The 15,769-nt window shown below is 67.3% G+C and carries 17 protein-coding genes; 9 read left to right on the top strand and 8 right to left on the bottom strand.

Annotated elements, in window-relative coordinates; translation table 11 throughout:
- Window positions 1-10 precede the first annotated feature (10 nt).
- Entirely contained in the window at window positions 11-1,093 is a 1,083-nt protein-coding gene (locus VAPA_RS20330; protein WP_021008643.1) for an aromatic ring-hydroxylating dioxygenase subunit alpha, read from the bottom strand.
- Between the two features lie 276 nt (window positions 1,094-1,369).
- Here VAPA_RS20330 and VAPA_RS20335 point away from each other — a divergent pair, with 276 nt between their 5' ends.
- From VAPA_RS20335 to VAPA_RS20345, 3 genes are read left to right on the top strand one after another with little or no spacing between them, the layout of a single operon-like run.
- Window positions 1,370-1,549 (top strand): hypothetical protein, encoded by a 180-nt coding sequence (locus VAPA_RS20335; protein WP_041946177.1) that lies wholly within the window; start codon window positions 1,370-1,372, stop codon window positions 1,547-1,549.
- Window positions 1,546-2,070, top strand: a complete 525-nt coding sequence (locus tag VAPA_RS20340; RefSeq protein ID WP_021008645.1) for a nucleoside deaminase — start codon at window positions 1,546-1,548, stop codon at window positions 2,068-2,070. Before VAPA_RS20335 ends, VAPA_RS20340 begins: the two co-directional genes overlap by 4 nt.
- A gap of 36 nt (window positions 2,071-2,106) precedes the next feature.
- Window positions 2,107-2,937 carry an urease accessory protein UreD gene (locus VAPA_RS20345; RefSeq protein ID WP_021008646.1) on the top strand — a complete coding sequence of 277 codons (831 nt, stop codon included), beginning with the start codon at window positions 2,107-2,109 and terminating at the stop codon, window positions 2,935-2,937.
- A gap of 15 nt (window positions 2,938-2,952) precedes the next feature.
- Here VAPA_RS20345 and VAPA_RS20350 read toward each other — a convergent pair whose 3' ends face one another.
- Complete coding sequence (locus VAPA_RS20350; protein ID WP_021008647.1) at window positions 2,953-3,819, bottom strand: LysR family transcriptional regulator; 867 nt, start codon at window positions 3,817-3,819, stop codon at window positions 2,953-2,955.
- A 128-nt stretch (window positions 3,820-3,947) separates the two neighbouring features.
- Here VAPA_RS20350 and VAPA_RS20355 point away from each other — a divergent pair, with 128 nt between their 5' ends.
- Both VAPA_RS20355 and VAPA_RS20360 read left to right on the top strand, forming a co-directional pair.
- The gene (locus VAPA_RS20355) at window positions 3,948-4,820 is read left to right on the top strand and encodes an NAD(P)-dependent oxidoreductase (RefSeq protein WP_021008648.1); all 873 of its coding nucleotides are present in this window, start codon (window positions 3,948-3,950) and stop codon (window positions 4,818-4,820) included.
- 2 nt (window positions 4,821-4,822) lie between these two features.
- The gene (locus VAPA_RS20360; RefSeq protein ID WP_021008649.1) at window positions 4,823-5,752 is read left to right on the top strand and encodes a DMT family transporter; all 930 of its coding nucleotides are present in this window, start codon (window positions 4,823-4,825) and stop codon (window positions 5,750-5,752) included.
- Between the two features lie 30 nt (window positions 5,753-5,782).
- Here the strand turns inward: VAPA_RS20360 and VAPA_RS20365 are convergent, their stop codons facing one another.
- A complete protein-coding gene (locus VAPA_RS20365; RefSeq protein ID WP_021008650.1) occupies window positions 5,783-6,655 on the bottom strand; it encodes a LysR substrate-binding domain-containing protein in 873 nt (290 codons plus the stop codon).
- 108 nt (window positions 6,656-6,763) lie between these two features.
- Here VAPA_RS20365 and VAPA_RS20370 point away from each other — a divergent pair, with 108 nt between their 5' ends.
- From VAPA_RS20370 to metC, 4 genes are all read left to right on the top strand, one after another.
- The gene (locus tag VAPA_RS20370) at window positions 6,764-7,354 is read left to right on the top strand and encodes a mercaptosuccinate dioxygenase (protein WP_021008651.1); all 591 of its coding nucleotides are present in this window, start codon (window positions 6,764-6,766) and stop codon (window positions 7,352-7,354) included.
- Between the two features lie 87 nt (window positions 7,355-7,441).
- A complete protein-coding gene (locus VAPA_RS20375) occupies window positions 7,442-9,028 on the top strand; it encodes a rhodanese-like domain-containing protein (RefSeq protein ID WP_041946534.1) in 1,587 nt (528 codons plus the stop codon).
- 60 nt (window positions 9,029-9,088) lie between these two features.
- Window positions 9,089-10,099 (top strand): Bug family tripartite tricarboxylate transporter substrate binding protein, encoded by a 1,011-nt coding sequence (locus VAPA_RS20380; protein ID WP_021008653.1) that lies wholly within the window; start codon window positions 9,089-9,091, stop codon window positions 10,097-10,099.
- Window positions 10,100-10,134: 35 nt separating this feature from the next.
- On the top strand, window positions 10,135-11,337 hold the full coding sequence (metC, locus tag VAPA_RS20385; protein WP_021008654.1) for a cystathionine beta-lyase: 1,203 nt from the start codon (window positions 10,135-10,137) through the stop codon (window positions 11,335-11,337).
- 16 nt (window positions 11,338-11,353) lie between these two features.
- On the opposite strand, the gene VAPA_RS20390 is transcribed toward metC, so the two are convergent.
- From VAPA_RS20390 to VAPA_RS20410, 5 genes are all read right to left on the bottom strand, one after another.
- On the bottom strand, window positions 11,354-12,190 hold the full coding sequence (locus tag VAPA_RS20390) for an alpha/beta hydrolase (RefSeq protein ID WP_021008655.1): 837 nt from the start codon (window positions 12,188-12,190) through the stop codon (window positions 11,354-11,356).
- Window positions 12,191-12,204: 14 nt separating this feature from the next.
- A complete protein-coding gene (locus VAPA_RS20395; protein ID WP_021008656.1) occupies window positions 12,205-12,537 on the bottom strand; it encodes a DUF1161 domain-containing protein in 333 nt (110 codons plus the stop codon).
- Between the two features lie 118 nt (window positions 12,538-12,655).
- Window positions 12,656-13,075, bottom strand: coding sequence for an SEL1-like repeat protein (locus VAPA_RS20400; protein ID WP_021008657.1), 420 nt, complete (start codon window positions 13,073-13,075; stop codon window positions 12,656-12,658).
- A 119-nt stretch (window positions 13,076-13,194) separates the two neighbouring features.
- Entirely contained in the window at window positions 13,195-15,348 is a 2,154-nt protein-coding gene (locus VAPA_RS20405) for a TonB-dependent receptor (RefSeq protein ID WP_021008658.1), read from the bottom strand.
- A 209-nt stretch (window positions 15,349-15,557) separates the two neighbouring features.
- The gene (locus VAPA_RS20410; RefSeq protein ID WP_021008659.1) at window positions 15,558-15,764 is read right to left on the bottom strand and encodes a YbdD/YjiX family protein; all 207 of its coding nucleotides are present in this window, start codon (window positions 15,762-15,764) and stop codon (window positions 15,558-15,560) included.
- Window positions 15,765-15,769 lie beyond the last annotated feature (5 nt).

Consider the following 15,769-nt stretch of genomic DNA (forward strand, 5'->3'; position numbering starts at 1 on the left):
CAGCGGCCGCTCAGGCGGCCTTTGCTATCGGAATGACTGCGCCGGTCATGCCGCGATGGACCTCCGCCTCGCCGTGCTTCGCCAGCAGCTGCATCAGGTGCTTGCGGATCAGCATGCCGGGCCGGTCCGATTCCATCGAATACTCGACGCCGCGCCGGCGCGTGTCCACCAGCGCGTCGGGGTCGGTCGATTCGAGGATGTCCTTGTCCTCGCGCGTGACCGCCTCGTCGAAGTCGATCAGCATCTGCGCCGTGCAGTCGGCCTCGGTGTCGTTACGGAACAGCCATTGGCACAGCTGCATGCGGCCGTCGTCGATGGGCGTGAAGCAGTTGATGATGATGTGGCGCACGCCGCTCGGATATTCGATGTCGAGCCGGCGCGAGAACGGCAGGAAGTAGGCGTTGCGCATATGGCGCGTGGTGATCGGCTCGGTCACGCCGCTGATGGCGTGGAACTTCGCCGGGTTGACCGCCTCGATCACCGTCTCGGCATGGAAGCCGCCCTCGTTCTCCACCAGTTCGTACTTGCTCGGTTTCGGGCTCGCGGCCACGCCGAAGGTGGCGCGGTGCACGAAGCTGAAATGCGAGTTGTCGAACGAGTTCTCGAGGGCTCGCATCGGGCTGGTCTGCCACTCTTCGTAGAACTGGAAGATCGTGCGGTAGCCCGGGTCGTCGAATTCCGGAATCGCCGGAATGTCGGCGATGGGCTCCTCGAGCGCCACCCATGCGTGACCGTAGCGCGCGGTGCAGCGGTAGGCGGTGGTGCGGTACTCCGGCGAGATCTTGCGGTCGGCCTCGTACTGCGGAATGCGGATCACCTGCCCGCTGCGGTCGTAGGTCCAGCCGTGGTAGCCGCACTGGATGGCGCCCTGGCCGCAGGCCTTGCCTTCGCCATCGACGCACCAGCCTTTCGACAACTTCGCTGTGCGATGGCAGCAGCGGTCGCGCAGCGCGGCGGGCTGGCCGTCGGCATCGATGAAGAGAACGATGTCTTCGCCCAGCAGCGTGAAGGGCTTCGGGCCGTTGGCCAGTTCGGTGAGCGGCATGACGGCATGCCAGAACTTGCGGAAGACGGGTTGTTGGGTGACGAGCATGCGTGGACTCCTTCTGTTGCGCGTGGGTACGAACGAACCTGAAAGAGCAATTTCCTGCCGCAAGGGCTGAACGCTTCTACTCTGCGCCACCTGCCATGCAAATTGCGCGCCCGGATTGTGGCGCGCATCGGCCACGCGTCCAAGCCCAAGCCGCAATGTCCGAGCAAAAAACCGTGGCATGCGGCTCTGGCATGGGTCGTGCATGAACTCCCGCGAGAGAGTAGAAGCGTTCAGCAGCGCACGCACCACCCTTGTGCGCTCGCCCGGAAATTGCTCTTGAAGTACCTTCTGCTTTTTTTTGCGCGCGGCCACGGCCTGGGCGACATCGAGAAGCTCACGCTCGAGCAGTGGGTCGCCGACATACTCGGCCTCAAGGTCAAGCCCTCGTCCGACGCCATCATCAACACGTCGATGCTGCCATCGCGCAACGAACGCATGATTCCCATCAAGGCATGAACTTCAGCAACAGCAATTCCATACTCCCCGAAGAAACCACCCTCGACGAACGCGACGGACGCTACCTGCGCAAGGCCATCGTCTGGTCGCATGCGGCGCGCCGCCGCGGCAACCGGCCCTTCGGATCGGTCATCGTCTCGGCAACCGGAGAAGTGCTGGCCGAAGCCGGCAACAGCAACGCCGAGACCGGCGACTGCACGGCGCATGCGGAGGTGAACGCCCTGCGCGCACTTGCGGGGCGCGGCCTCTCGCGCGAGGAACTCGCCGGCGCCACCCTCTATGCATCGGGCGAGCCCTGCGTGATGTGCGCGGGCGCGATCTTCTGGTCGAACATCGGCCGCGTGGTGTTCGGCATCGACGCCGAGCGGCTGCGCGTGTTCCGCGGCGAGCGGCAGGACCAGCGCGATGCCGAGCTGTCGTGCCGTGACGTGTTCCGCGCCTCGCCGCATCCGATCGAATGCATTGGGCCCGCGCTGCTCGACGAAGCGAGCGCTGCGCACGACGGCGCCTGGGGCAGCTAGCCACGGAGAGCCGTGCGGGGCGAATAGACTCGTTGGATGTCCTGGCACGCCCATCTTCATCTTGACTACCGACAGGAAGCCGCCCGCAGCGTTGCGCGCTTTCGCCATGACGGGCCGCTGCGCATTCTCCAAAGCCTCTATCCCGAGGGCGATGCGATCTGCCACAACGTGCTGGTGCATCCGCCGGGTGGACTGGTGGGCGGCGACACGCTGGACATCGACATCGAGGCGGCCGATGGGAGCCATGGCCTGATCACCACGCCGGGCGCGTCGCGCTTCTACCGCTCCGAAGGCGAGCTCGCGCTGCAGCGCACGCGCATCCGGCTTGCCAAGGGCGCGCGGCTCGAGTGGCTGCCGCTGGAGGCCATCTGCTACAGCGGCTGCCGCGCCGAGAACCGGCTCACCATCGAGGCCGAGCCCGGCGCCGAAATGATCGGCTGGGACGTGACGGCCCTCGGCCTGCCGAATGCCAACCAGCCGTTCGAGCGCGGCACCTACCTGCAGCACATCGAAGTGCCGGGCGTGTGGCTGGAGCGCGGGCGCATCGACGCAGCGGACCATCGGCTGCTGCAGAGCCCGCTGGGCTTCGGCGGGCATCGCTGCATCGCGTCGCTGTTCTTCGTGTCGGGCACGCCGGCCGCGCGGGCGCGGCGCGAGGCGCTGCTTGCGCTCGCACGCACAGCCATCGATGCGCACGGGCTGCAGGAGAGCGCCGGCGCGACCAGCCCGCATGCGGAGATCGTCGTGCTGCGCGTGCTGGCGCCGGTGGTCGAGCCCGCGATGCAGCTGCTGCGGCAGGTGTGGCAGGCGTGGCGCGCCGAGCTCTGGCAGTTGCCGGCGAGTTCGCCGCGCATCTGGGCGACTTAGCGCGGGGGCTTCCTATTACGCGCCGTAGCTTTCCAGCAAGACGGCCGACAGCGCGAGTATCTTGGTCTGAGGGGCTTCCTTGAGCCACACCAACCTCGTCTTGGCGCGGCCGAACTTCGAATGCAGCCTGTGGACGCTCAGGCGATCGCGCTCCGCATAGCTGTCGAGCACGCTGTACGGCACCAGCGCAATCCCCATGCCGACGGCGACACAACCAAGAATCAGGTGGTAGGAGCCGGCCTCCACGATTCGCCCGGGCGCGACGCGGCCGCGCAGGAACCAGTCCTCGAGTCTCTTGCGATGCGGGCAGCCTGGATGAAAGGCAAGAATCGTCTTCGATGGCAGATCCTTCGGCGACGAAATGCGTGCATGCCTGGCCTCGGCGACGATCACAAGCTCTTCGTCATAGATCTCGATGGACTCGAGCCGAGGGTCGGAGACGGGGTCCGCGATGAGCGCTGCATCCAGTTCCGAACAAAGAACCTGTTTGATCAGGTCGAGAGGATCGCCCGAGAAGAGTTCCAACGCCACCTCGGGGTAGCGCTCGTGGAAACGGCCAAGCGGCTCGGGCAGGCGGGCCGCAGCCGTGCTTTCCATTGCGCCGAGGCGCAGCACCCCGGTGGGCCGATCCGACTTGATGGCGCTGGCCGCCTCCCTGGCCAGGTCGAGCATGCGATCGGCGTAGCCGACAAGTATCTTTCCCGAGGGCGTGAGCTGCATTCGGCGCCCCTCGCGCAGGAACAGCGAAACGCCCAGCTTTTCTTCCAGCACCTTGATGCGCGCGGTCACGCTCGACTGTGCGCGATGCAGCACCTCGGCCGCCCGCACCACGCCGCCGGCCTGGACCACGGTCCGAAAAATCTGCAGATCCGAGAACTCCATGCATCGCCTTCCCTGAACTGTTCGTTCTGTATTTGTCGTTTCTTTGCCAGGCTCATTCTCTTTAGAGTTCTCTGCAACTTCAACAAGGCAATGGTTTCCTGAGTCAGGAATACCCGCAGAACATCATCATGAAAATCGGGCTTATCGGTGCTGGCGTCATGGGAGAACCCATGGCGAAGAATCTCAAGAAGGCCGGGCACAGCGTCACGGTCTACAACCGGACGCCCGCTCGCTGCGATGTGCTGCGCCCCTTGGGCATCGAGGTCGCAGACACGCCGGGCCAGGTTTTCGCGGCGTCGGAAGCCATCATCATCATGGTTCCGAGTCATCTGGAGGTGGACCAGGTCCTGGAGCGCTCCCCGGAGGGTGCAATTGCCGCGCCTGTGAACGGCCGGACCATCGTGTTGATGGCCACCGTGGCACCGGCGTACTCGACGGCGCTTGGCACCAGCCTCGCGGCCGCGGGCGCCCGCCACGTCGAAGCACCGGTCTCGGGCTCCAGGCAGCCCGCCGAAACGGCGCAGCTCGTGATCCTGGCGTCGGCCGCCGAACAGGAGCACATCGACCACGTGCAGCCACTGTTCGATGCGATCGGAAAGAAGACCGTTCGCTGCGGCCCGGTCCCCATGGCCATGCGCATGAAGCTGGCCAATCAGCTCTTGCTGATCGCCTGCTTCGAGGCGATTTCCGAGGCGACCCACTTCGCTGCAGGCATCGGCCTCGACGTGCAGCAGTTTCTCGACATGGCGCAGGCCGGCCCCTTGGCCAACGACGTGCTGCGCTCGAAAGTCGCCAAGCTCGTGTCGAACGACTTTGCCCAGCAGGCCCCGATCCGCCACGTGGCCAAGGACATTGGGCTGGTTTGCGACGAGGCCGAGCAACGCGGCGTGTGGCTTCCGATTGCCACGGCCAACCGTTCGCTGTTTGCAGAAGCCATGCAGGCCGGGCAATCGCAGGACGACGCCATCGGCATCATCAAGATCCTGCGCAGGGGCAGGTAGCCATGTCCGCAGCTTCTTCCACCACACTCGCGGGATCCGCGGGGCGGCAGTCGCTGGCCGCGGGCGTGCTGTGCGGCCTTGCGGTCGCGCTGATCTGGTCGAGCTGGTCGGTGGCCACGCGGTTCGCCGTGACCACCACTCTGGGGCCGCATGACGTGACGTTTCTTCGCTTCGGTGTTTCGGCCCTGCTCCTGTGGCCCATCCTGGCTCGAAAGGGCCTTGGCCTCGCACAGATCGGCGTCGTGCGGCTGCTGGTGATGGTGCTGGGCGCGGGAGTGCCTTTCATGATGCTCGGTTCGGTGGGCATGCGCTTCGCACCCGCATCGCATGTCGCCACGCTCATGATCGGAACGATGCCGATCTGGGTGGCGCTGTTGTCCGGCGTTCTGTTCGGCGAAAAGTTCAGCCGCCAGCAACTTGGCGGCATGGCGGTCGTCCTCGCCGGTGTGCTCTGCATCGGCGGCTATGCGCTCCTTGCCAACCGCGCGGCGGGCGAGTGGCGGGGCGATCTGCTGTTCCTGCTGGCAGGCCTGTGCTTTGCAAGCTTCACCATTGCGCAGCGCCGCTCCGGCATCAGTCCCTGGCACGCCACCGCGCTGGTGAACGTGTGCTCCGCCGTGCTGTTCGCACCGATCTACTTCTTCTGGTTCACCCCGAACATCTTCACTGCGCCGCCGGCGGCTGTCGGGTTCCAGGTGATCGCGCAAGGCATTCTGGTCGCGATCCTCGGGATGTACTTCTACACCGAGGCCGTGCGCCGGCTCGGTGCTTCCAGGGCGGCCATTTTCGGTGCCCTCGCGCCGGCGCTCGCTGCGTTGATCGGTGTGCTGTTTCTCAAGGAAATCCCGGCTGCGCTCACCATGGCCGGGATCGCTCTGGTGATGGGCGGGGTCGCACTGGTGGTAACAGGAGCGCGCGCCAAGCCGAGGTGAGCAGGCGGTGCACAACGCGTGCGGAACATTTCAAGCCGGCATGTCGGTACGCGGCAATCGCAAGTGCTTCTTCAGCGTCTCGAACACCTGCCGCGTGACCGGGTTCACCACGTGGCTGCGCACGTACAGGTAGTACGCCAGGTCGGGCAGGCGCGGCATGCCGTCGCCGGCACCCAGCACGCGCAGGCCTGCGTCGAGCTGTTCCACGCCGCGCGCCGTCACGCCGAGGCCCGCGCGCAACGCGGCCTTGATGCCGATCAGGCTCGACGAGGTGTAGCGCGGCGTCCAGGCCACGCCCGCGGCGTCGAGCGCCTCGTGGCCGATGCGGCGGAAGATGCTCGGGCCATCCGCCATGATCAGCGGCACCGGCTTGGCCGGGTCGTGCACGTAGCTGGCCGCGCAGAGCCACACGGTCGGCGAATTGCGCAGCACCACGCCATCGAACTGCGGATCGGCGCGGTTCGAGATGATCATGTCGACCTCGCCGCTCTTGAGCGAGGTCATCAGGTAGGGGCTGCGGCCGATGTGGATGTCCAGCTGCAGCAGCGGCGAGGTGCGCGCCACCTCGGTCAGCAGCAGCGGCAGCATGGTCTCGGCCACGTCGTGCGGCGCGCCGATGCGCAGGTTGCCTTCGAGTTCGCCCTGCCGGAGGCTCCGCAGCGCCTCGTCGTTGAGCGCGAGCAGGTGGTGCGCATAGGTCAGGAGCCGCTCGCCATGTTCGGTGAGCCGCTTCTGCCGGCCCTGCTTGGCGAACAGCGCGTGGCCCACCTGCTCTTCGAGCCGCTGCATCTGCTGCGTGATGGCCGACTGCGTGCGCCCCAGGTGCACGGCCGCCGCCGCAAAGCTGTGGTGGCTGACGACGGCCGCGAAGGAGCGCAGCAATTCAAGATCGAGCGTGGACATACATTAATTTTATTGATGTATTTCGTGCGCCGGCTGGATTGTCGGGTCACGCCCCGGACACTACAGTGAATGCACACCAAGACAAGCATCCCCACTGGAGAACCCTGCATGAGCACCCTGTCCGATCCACGCCGCGAGGCGGTTGCCGCGTCCATCGCCCAGATGAAGAAAGCCATTGGCGGCGCTGAACCAACCCGCGAAAAGCTCGATGCGGTGCTCGATTCGCTGCAAGGGCTGGCCGCGCGCACCGACTACTGGGGCGCCGCCGACTTTCCGGCGCCCGAGGCCGGCGAGCACCAGGCCCGCTACCTGATTGCCGAGGACCCGGACCAGAGCTATGCGCTCTACCTCAACGTGATGCGCCCAGGCAAGAAGATCGTGCCGCACAACCACACCACCTGGGCCTGCATTGCTGCGGTGGAAGGCACCGAGCACAACCGCGTGTACGAGCGGCGCGACGACGGCTCGGTGCCGGGCGTCGGCAAGCTCGAGGAAACCGCGCTGGTCGTGGTCGCGCCCGGCAAGGGCATCGCACTGATGCCCGAGGACATCCATTCGGTCGAGATCCAGGGCGAGCAGGTCATTCGGCACCTGCACATGTACGGCCGTGCGCTCGAGACGCTGAACCAGCGCACCGCGTACGACCTGGAAGCCGGCACGTACCAGACGATGGGCATCGGCGTGCAGACGCGCCGCTAGGCCCCTCATTCAACCTCGTCTTCTTTCATGCGGGCCATGCAGGGCGCGGCCTCGCAGGACTGCATTCGTCCCAACGGCTTGCTTCCCATGACCTCTTTCATCGACCCGACGACCCTCAAATCCTGGCTGCACGACGGCGGCGAGATCGCGCTGCTCGACGTGCGCGAGCACGGCCAGTACGGCGAGGCGCATCTGTTCTACGGCATTCCCCTGCCCTTCAGCCGGCTCGAACTCGACGCGCCGCGCCTCATGCCGCGCCGCGGCGTACGTGTGGTGGTGTATGACGGCGGCGACTCCGACGTGGCCGAACGTGCCGCCCGGCGGCTTGCCGTGCTGGACTACACCGACGTGCACGTTCTGCAGGGCGGCACCCGCGCCTGGAAGGCCGCGGGCCATGCACTCTTCGCGGGCGTCAACCTGCCCTCGAAGACCTTCGGCGAACTGGCCGAAGAGGTCTATCACACGCCCCGCGTGAGCGCCGACCAGCTGGCCGAAATGCTGGCACGCAAGGAGAACGTGGTGGTGCTCGACGGCCGGCCGGTGAGCGAGTTCCACAAGATGAACATCCCCACGGCCACCTGCTGCCCCAACGGCGAACTCGCCTACCGCGTGCGCCGGCTGGTGCCCGACACCACCACACCCATCGTCATCAATTGCGCGGGCCGCACGCGCAGCATCATCGGCGCGCAGACGCTCATCAACCTGGGCCTGCCCAACCCCGTCTATGCGCTGGAGAACGGCACGCAGGGCTGGTACCTGAACGACCACAGGCTGGAGCACGGCGGCACGCGGCGCTATCCGGCGGACAGCGGCAACGCCGATCTTCGGCCGGCCGCGAAAGCGCTGGCCGAACGCTTCGGCGTGCCCACGGTCACGGCGCAGACCGCCCAGCAATGGGCCGGCGATGTCAGCCGCAGCCTGTTTCTCTGCGACGTGCGCACGCCCGAGGAATTCGCGGCCGGCACGCTGCCCGGCGCACAGCACACGCCCGGCGGGCAGTTGATGCAGGCCGGCGACCAGTACTTCGGCGTGCGCGGCGCGCGGCTCGTGCTGTTCGACGACGATGGCGTGCGCGCGCCCACCGTCGCGCACTGGCTGCGGCAGATGGGTCACGATGCGAGCGTGCTCGAAGGCGGGCTCGCGAGCGGGCTGTCGCTCGCGGCCGCCGCCGCGCCGTCCGCGCCTGCGCTGGCGACGATCGATACACAGACGCTGTCCGCCCGCCTCGCGCAGGGCGATGTGACGCTGGTCGACCTGCGCCCGAGCATGCAGTTCCGCGCCGGCCACATCCCGCAGGCCCGCTGGTCGATACGCCCGCGCCTGGCCAACGACCTGAAGAACGAAACGCGCCAGCTCGTGCTGGTGGCCGACGACGCCGCGCTCGCGGCCTGGACCGCGGCGTCCGAGCTGGCCGGCCTTTCGCCCGCCCCGCTGCTGCTCGAAGGCAGCATGGCCGCATGGCGCGGCGCCGGCCTGCCGGTGGAAGCCACGCCCGCCCTGCCCGCGGATGCGGACTGCATCGACTACCTGTTCTTCGTGCACGACCGCCACGACGGCAACAAGGAAGCGGCGCGCCGCTACCTCGCCTGGGAGACCGGCCTGGTCGCGCAGCTCGACGCGCGGGAGCGCTCGGCTTTCAGGCTGCCCGCCGCTTCCACCGCGCCACACGCCTAGTTCCGCTTTCTCTTTTTTCGTTCGTTCGTCGTTGTCAGTTCCTATTCCAGGAGTCCCGTCATGTCGTCTGTCTTTCGCATTCCGAGCCTTGCCCGCCTTTCCATCGCTGCCGCATGGCTGGCGGCCATGGCCCTGCAGCCTGCCTCGGCCCAGCCGCTGCCTGCGCGCAACGGCTTTCCTTCGCAAACGGTGAAGTTCGTCTCGCCCTTTCCCCCGGGCGGCGGCAACGACGCCACGGCCCGGCTGGTGACCACGCGGCTGCCGGAAATCATGGGCCAGGCCGCGGTGGTGGACAACCGCGGCGGCGCGGGCGGCAACATCGGCGCCAAGTCGGTGGCCGAGGCCAAGCCCGACGGCTACACGGTGCTGACCTCGCAAGTGTCGATCATGGCGGTGAACCCTTCGCTCTACTCGGCGCCCGGCTTCGATCCGCTGAAGAACTTCATGCCGATCACGCAGATCAACGCGGCGCCGCTCGCGCTGGTGGTGGAAGCCAATTCGCCGTACAAGACCTTTGCCGACCTGGCCACGCGCGCCAAGGCCAACCCCGGCAAGGTCACCTATGCCACGCCGGGCAACGGCACGCTCTCGCACCTGGTCGGCGTGGTGCTGCAAAAGGACAGCGGCGTGGACATGACGCATGTGCCCTACAAGGGCGCCGGTCCGGCACTCACCGACCTGCTCGGCGGGCAGGTCGACGTGCTCGTGACCTCGACCTCCTCGGTCGCAGGCATGGTGCAGAACGGCAAGCTGCGCGTGCTTGCCGTCACCAGCCCGCGCCGCATCGGCGTGTTCGCCAAGGTGCCCACACTCGAGGAGCTGGGCTACGCCAATGCCCGCTTCGAAGACTGGTACGGCTTCTTCGCGCCGGCCGGCACGCCGCCCGAGCGCGTGGCCTACCTGAACGAAGCCATCGTGCGCACGCTGCGCCTGCCCGAAGTGACCAAGCTCGTGACCGACGGCGGCAGCGAGGTGGTGGCCAACACGCCCGAGGCCTTCGCTGCGCAGTTGCGACAGGACATCGACCGCTGGTCGCGCATCGTCAAGCTTTCCGGCGCGAAGGCGGATTGACGCACCATAGAGGCCCGCGCTCGCTGGAACACACCATGTCCGATTCGCCCAAAGACTCCGCAGGCCAGGCCCTCGACACCCGGCTCGCCCACACCGGCAAGGCCCCGGCCTACTTCGGCGGCTCGCCGGTCAACATGCCGCTGGTGCGCGCCAGCACCGTGCTGTTCGACAGCGTGGCAGCCATGCGCGACACACGCGCGCGGCGCGGCGGCGAGCGTGCCTTCAGCTACGGCGCACGCGGCACGCCCACCACCTTCGCGCTCGAAGACGCGGTGACCGAACTCGAAGGCGCCCACCGCACGCGCCTCTTCCCCACCGGCCTTGCAGCCATCGGCATGGTGCTGCTGTCGTACCTGAAGCCCGGCGACCACGTGCTGATGTCGGACAGCGTGTACGAGCCAGCGCGCAACCTCGTGCATTCCTTCCTCGATCCCTACGGCATCCGCTGCACCTTCTTTGCCGCGGACGGCAGCGGCATCGAGGAACTGTTCGAGCCGAACACGAGGCTTGTGTATGCCGAGTGTCCCGGCTCGCTGGTCTACGAGATGTGCGACCTGCCGAAGCTGGCCGAACTGGCCCATTCACGCGGCGCGCTCGTTGCCGCGGACAACACCTGGGGTTCGGGCGTTCAATACCGGCCGCTCGCGCTGGGCGCCGACATCTCGCTGATGGCTGCCACCAAATACCTCTCGGGCCATTCCGACGTGATGATGGGCACGGTCGCCACCACGCGCGAAGCCTGGCAGCCGCTCAACGAGCGCTGCGATGCCTTCGGCATGACGGTGAGCCCCGACGATGCCTGGCTGGTGCTGCGCGGCATGCGCACGCTGTCCGCGCGGCTGCAGATGCATGAGCGGCATGCGATGGAAGTGGCGCACTGGCTGGAGGCACGGCCCGAAGTGGCGGCCGTGTTCTGCCCCGCGCTGCCGCAGCACCCCGGCCACGAACTCTGGAAGCGCGATTGCCGCGGCACCAACGGGCTCGTCTCGTTCGAGCTGCAGCCTGGCATCGAAAACGCCGCGGTCGAGCGCTTCGTCGATGCCCTGTCGCTGTTCGGCCGAGGCGCGTCCTGGGGCGGCTACGAGAGCCTGGTGGCCTGGGCCAACATGCGCGCAGCGCGCAGCGTGACCGACTGGAGCCAGCGCGGCGCGGTCGTGCGGCTGCACGTGGGGCTCGAGGCGCCTTCGGATCTGCTGCGCGATCTTGATTGCGGCTTTGCCGCCCTGGGTGCCGGCTGAAGGCTTCTCCAGCGGCTCAGGCTGCCACCGGTTCGGGAAGAATGGCCGTCAGCGCGAAGTCGACGAGATGAAGCCAGGTCGCTTCCAGGCCCATGATGCTGTGGTGGTCGGAGCCGGGGACGGTCTGCACGTTGATGGGTGTCGGCCAGGCCGCGATGAGCTTCTGCGAGCGCTCGGGCAGCACCACGTCGTCGCGCTCGGCCAGCAGCACCTGGGTTTTCGCGGCCACTTCCTTGCAGTGCGTGAGCGAGTCGAACCGGTGCCGCAGCAACAGCGACAGCGGAACGAGCGGAAATCGCTTCTTTGCCACTTCCAGCATCGAGTCGTAGGGCGTGACCAGTTGCAGGCTCGAGAAGTCCTGCTGTGCCACCAGCTGGATGGCCACGCCGGTGCCCAGGCTGCGGCCCACCACGTGCAGGCGTGCCTGCGGAAAGGCCTTGCGCAGGTGATTGGCAAACTGGATTGCGTCCGCCACGGAAGCGATCTCGGAGGGGTGGCCCTGCGAGTCGGCCACGCCCCGGTAGTTGACCGCGGCAAATCCGAAGCCCTCCGGCAGCCAGTGCAGCGCCTGCGCGGTGGCTCGAACGTCCTCGCCCCGGCCGGCGAAATAGATGAACAGGTCCTGCAGCGCGTCTTCGCCCTGGGGGTGATAGACATAGCCGCGCACCATGCCGCCCGGCACGGTGTGGGAGTAGGTGGAAAAGTCGTCGGACAGATGGACGACGGGAAGCTTTCTGGCGTTGAAGAGGATGTGTCCCTGCCGCGTCGCCAGCAGGGTCCAGTACGCCGCAATGCCGCCAATGGCGGCGGCCGAGGCCGAGAGCGCAATGCGAAAGGCTTTGGATGATGACAAGGCTTGGCTCCCGCCTACTTCTTGCAGCTGCCGCCGACGGAAACCGTGCCGTCCCTGCACTCCGTCAATATCTCTTCGTCGGCCGGGCCCGTGCCCGGACGCGCCGGGGCCGCACCGGCTGCGGGTGCGCCTTCGCGCTGGTAGACGATTTTCTTGCTGCCGAGATCGCAGCTGCCCACCACCTGTCCTGCCGCCTCTGCATTGGCATCGACGGTGGTGACGGTGAAGCGCGTCACGCCGGCCGCGGCAATCTTCGCTTCGATCTGGGTGCGCAGGGCTTCGCAGTTTTCGGCGCCGTGAGCGGCGCCCGCCAAAGCAAGCGCCATGGAAATCAACCAGGGTTTCATGATGAGTCGGCCTCGCAGCGGAGGGTTTGGCAAACGAAGAGTCTAGCCCCTCATCGCGCGGGGAAGCATCCTCGCGCACGCTGCGGTAACCAGGCGTCACGGCCGCCGGAATACAGGCTCAGTCGCAGGCGTTCCTGCCGGCCGGAGATTGGCGCAGCCGGTTGAGGAAAGCGAGCTGGACCCTGGCCGTATCGCTGCCCTGCGATGCGGCCCGCAGCATCCAGCGGCGGGCCTCGCAGCGGTCGGCCTTGACTGCGGAGCCATAGAGCATCGGTCCCGCCAGCAGCACCATGCCCAGCATCTCCTGCGCCTCGGCGCTGTCCTCGGCCGCCGCTTGCCGAAGCTGCTCGAGCATCGAGCGGTAGTCGCGGGCGGCCTGCGCTTCCAGCGCCAGCTGGAAACGCTGCTCGGCATGCAGGACAACGCTCGCGTCCGGCGGCTGCGCCGCGGAGAGCGCCGCCGCGAGGCACAGGGCGCCCGACAGGCCGATGCGCCAGCGCAGCGACCAGCTTGCGATTTGATTCAATTCGGATGCCATCGATGTTCTCCACCATTCCGTTGCGTGGAGGCCATCGTGGCAGCAAGCACCGGCCGGAAGAAACTGGAATTCACGCAGCCAGGCTCAGCCGGCGCCTGAGCCTTCCTGCCTGCCCGTCCTCAGAACTTCGCGGTCAGCGCCACCTGCAGCTCGCGTCCCGGCCCCGGCATGATCAAGTTGTCGACGCTGCCGTGCGCGGACACGTAGTACTTCCTGCCCGTGATGTTCTTCAGGTTCACCGAGAGTTCGTAGCGCTCGGTCCTGTAGCTCGCGGCCAGGTCGGCCGTGACGTACGAAGGCAGCGTCACCAGGTTGCTGAGCGAGGCATAGCGCGCGGCCACGTAGTTCACGCCGCCGCCCGCGCTCAGGCCATGGCCCAGGTCCTTCATGAGCCACACGAAGGCCGAATGCCGCGGCGTGAGCGGCGCCACCTTGCCCTGCACCGGCATCGCGGCGCCGACGGGCAGCTGCAGCGAACTCACGGTGGCCAGCGACTTGACCATGCGGCCGTCCAGGTAGGCATAGCCCGCGCTGACGTCCCAGCGCCCCGGCAGCTTGCCGGCCAGCGCCAGTTCCATGCCGTTGGTGCGCTGCGTGCCCACGTTGATCTGCCGCGCCGGGTTGGACGGGTCGGTGTTCTTGATGCCCGAGCGCTCCAGGTTGAAAAGCGCGGCCGTGAGGTTGAGCGCGCCGTCGAGGAAGTCGAGCTTGGCGCCGATCTCCTTGTTGACGGTGATCTCGGGATCGTTGGCCGCGTTGTTGGCCGACAGCGCGAAGGTCTCGGCCGAAGGCTGGAACGAGCGGCTGTACGACACGTAGTAGGACTGCGAGTCGCTCGGCTGCCAGACCAGGCCCGCGCGCGGGCTGAACTTGCGGTCGGTGCGCGAGAAGGGGGCCAGCGTGCGCTCGAAGGAGGTCTCCTGGCGGAAGTCGTCGTAGCGTCCGCCGACGAGCGCCTTCCACTGCGGCGCCAGCGTGATCTGGTCCTGCGCATAGAGCGCGGCCGTCTTGAAGGTGGTGTTGCTCGGAATCGCGCTGTTGCCCAGGTAGCTTGCGAGCGGGATCGGCGGCGGCGCGGAGACCGGGTTCAGGATGCTCACGCGCTCGAAGCCGGTGGCCGAGGACACCGTGTACGCGCGCTTGTCCTGCTTGCCGAGCTCGGCGCCGACCAGCCATTCCTGCTTGAAGCCGCCGAGCTCGTTGCGCCATGTCAGGTCGGTCTGGTTGAACCAGCCGCTCTCGTCGCGGTCGACGAAGCCGCGGGTGCGGCCCACGGTCATGCGCACCGGGTCGGTGGTGCCGCTGGGCAGCGTGTTGAAGCGGTCGAGCTTGTAGCTGTAGTAGCGCGTGGTGTTGCGCAGGCTCAGCGTGTCGCTGAAGCGGTGGTTGAGCGTGGCGGTGAAGGACTGCACGCGCGTGGTGGTGGTGTCGTCGCGCTTCGCGAAGGCCGAACCGTAGTAGGTGCCGATGGGCACGTTCACCGGGCGGCCGTTGAGCGCCGGAATGCCGAAGTCGGTCAGCCGCTGGTCGTAGGCGTTGGTGTACTGCAGCAGCAGGTCGGTCTGCGGGCTGAACTTCATGGCCAGCGAGGGCGCGATGCTGTAGCGGTCGATGAACTGCTGGTCGCGCCAGCTGCCCGACTTTTCGCGCGCGACGTTCAGGCGGAAGGCCATGTTCTCGCCGATGGGCCGGTTGAGGTCGACCGTGAGCCGCTTGAAGTCGTGGGTGCCCAGGCCGAGCGACACCTCGCCGAAGGGCCGCTCGAAGATCGGCTTCTTCGTCACGCGGTTGACCAGCCCGCCCGACGAGCCGCGGCCATACAGCACGGCGGCCGGGCCCTTGAGCACCTCGATGCGCTCGGTGTCCGACAGGTCGCGGAAGTACAGCGCGTCGTCGCGCACGCCGTCCACGAACCAGTCGGCGATGGCCGTGAAGCCGCGGATGACCACCTGGTCGCGCTGGCCGTCACCGGCATTGAAGGAAACGCCGGGCGCATTGCGCAGCGCGTCCTGCATGGAGGTTGCGCCCTGGTCGCGCAGCAGCTGCGCGGGCAGCACGTTGACCGCCTGGGGAACGTCGCGCAGCGGCGCGCTGCCCTTGGTGGCCGTGCTGCCGACCGACGGGGCATAGCCGGGCTCCTGCTCGGAGGTGACGGTGATCTCCTGGAGCGTGCTGGCGGAGGTCTGGGCCTGGGCCGCGCAATGCAGTGCGGCAAGGGTGGCAAGAAAGAGCGGCGTGCGGCGAAGGCGCACGGCATGCGGGCGAACGGACATGGAGAATTTCCCTCAGGGCGATTTTTTTGGAATCGCGAAGCGCCATGCAGCCCCTCCATCGATCGAATGGAGAAACCGCATGCGCCCTGCCTGGAGAAAATCTGGGTTGGGTCCTTTGCCCGGCTCGCACCGGCGCGTGGCCGGGGCTTCCTGCAACAAAGTTCGCTTCGCGCGAACCGCGGGATTCTAAATGCTGCTGCCGCCGTCCTTCAGCAGCAGCGCCCCTTACCCCCGCCGTAGCGCGCCTCGAGCCGCTCTCGAAAGAAGGCCTCGTAGCTCATCGGCGGCTGGTCCGGATGCGTGGCCGCCATGTGGGTCAGGTAGGCGTCGTAGTCGGGCAACCCGACCATGAGCCGCAGCGACTGCTTGAGCGAGCGGGCGAAGTGGCGCCCGGCTTCCGGCAATGCGAGAGCCATGGCGG

The organism is Variovorax paradoxus B4 (genome assembly GCF_000463015.1).
Lineage (GTDB): Bacteria > Pseudomonadota > Gammaproteobacteria > Burkholderiales > Burkholderiaceae_C > Variovorax > Variovorax paradoxus_E.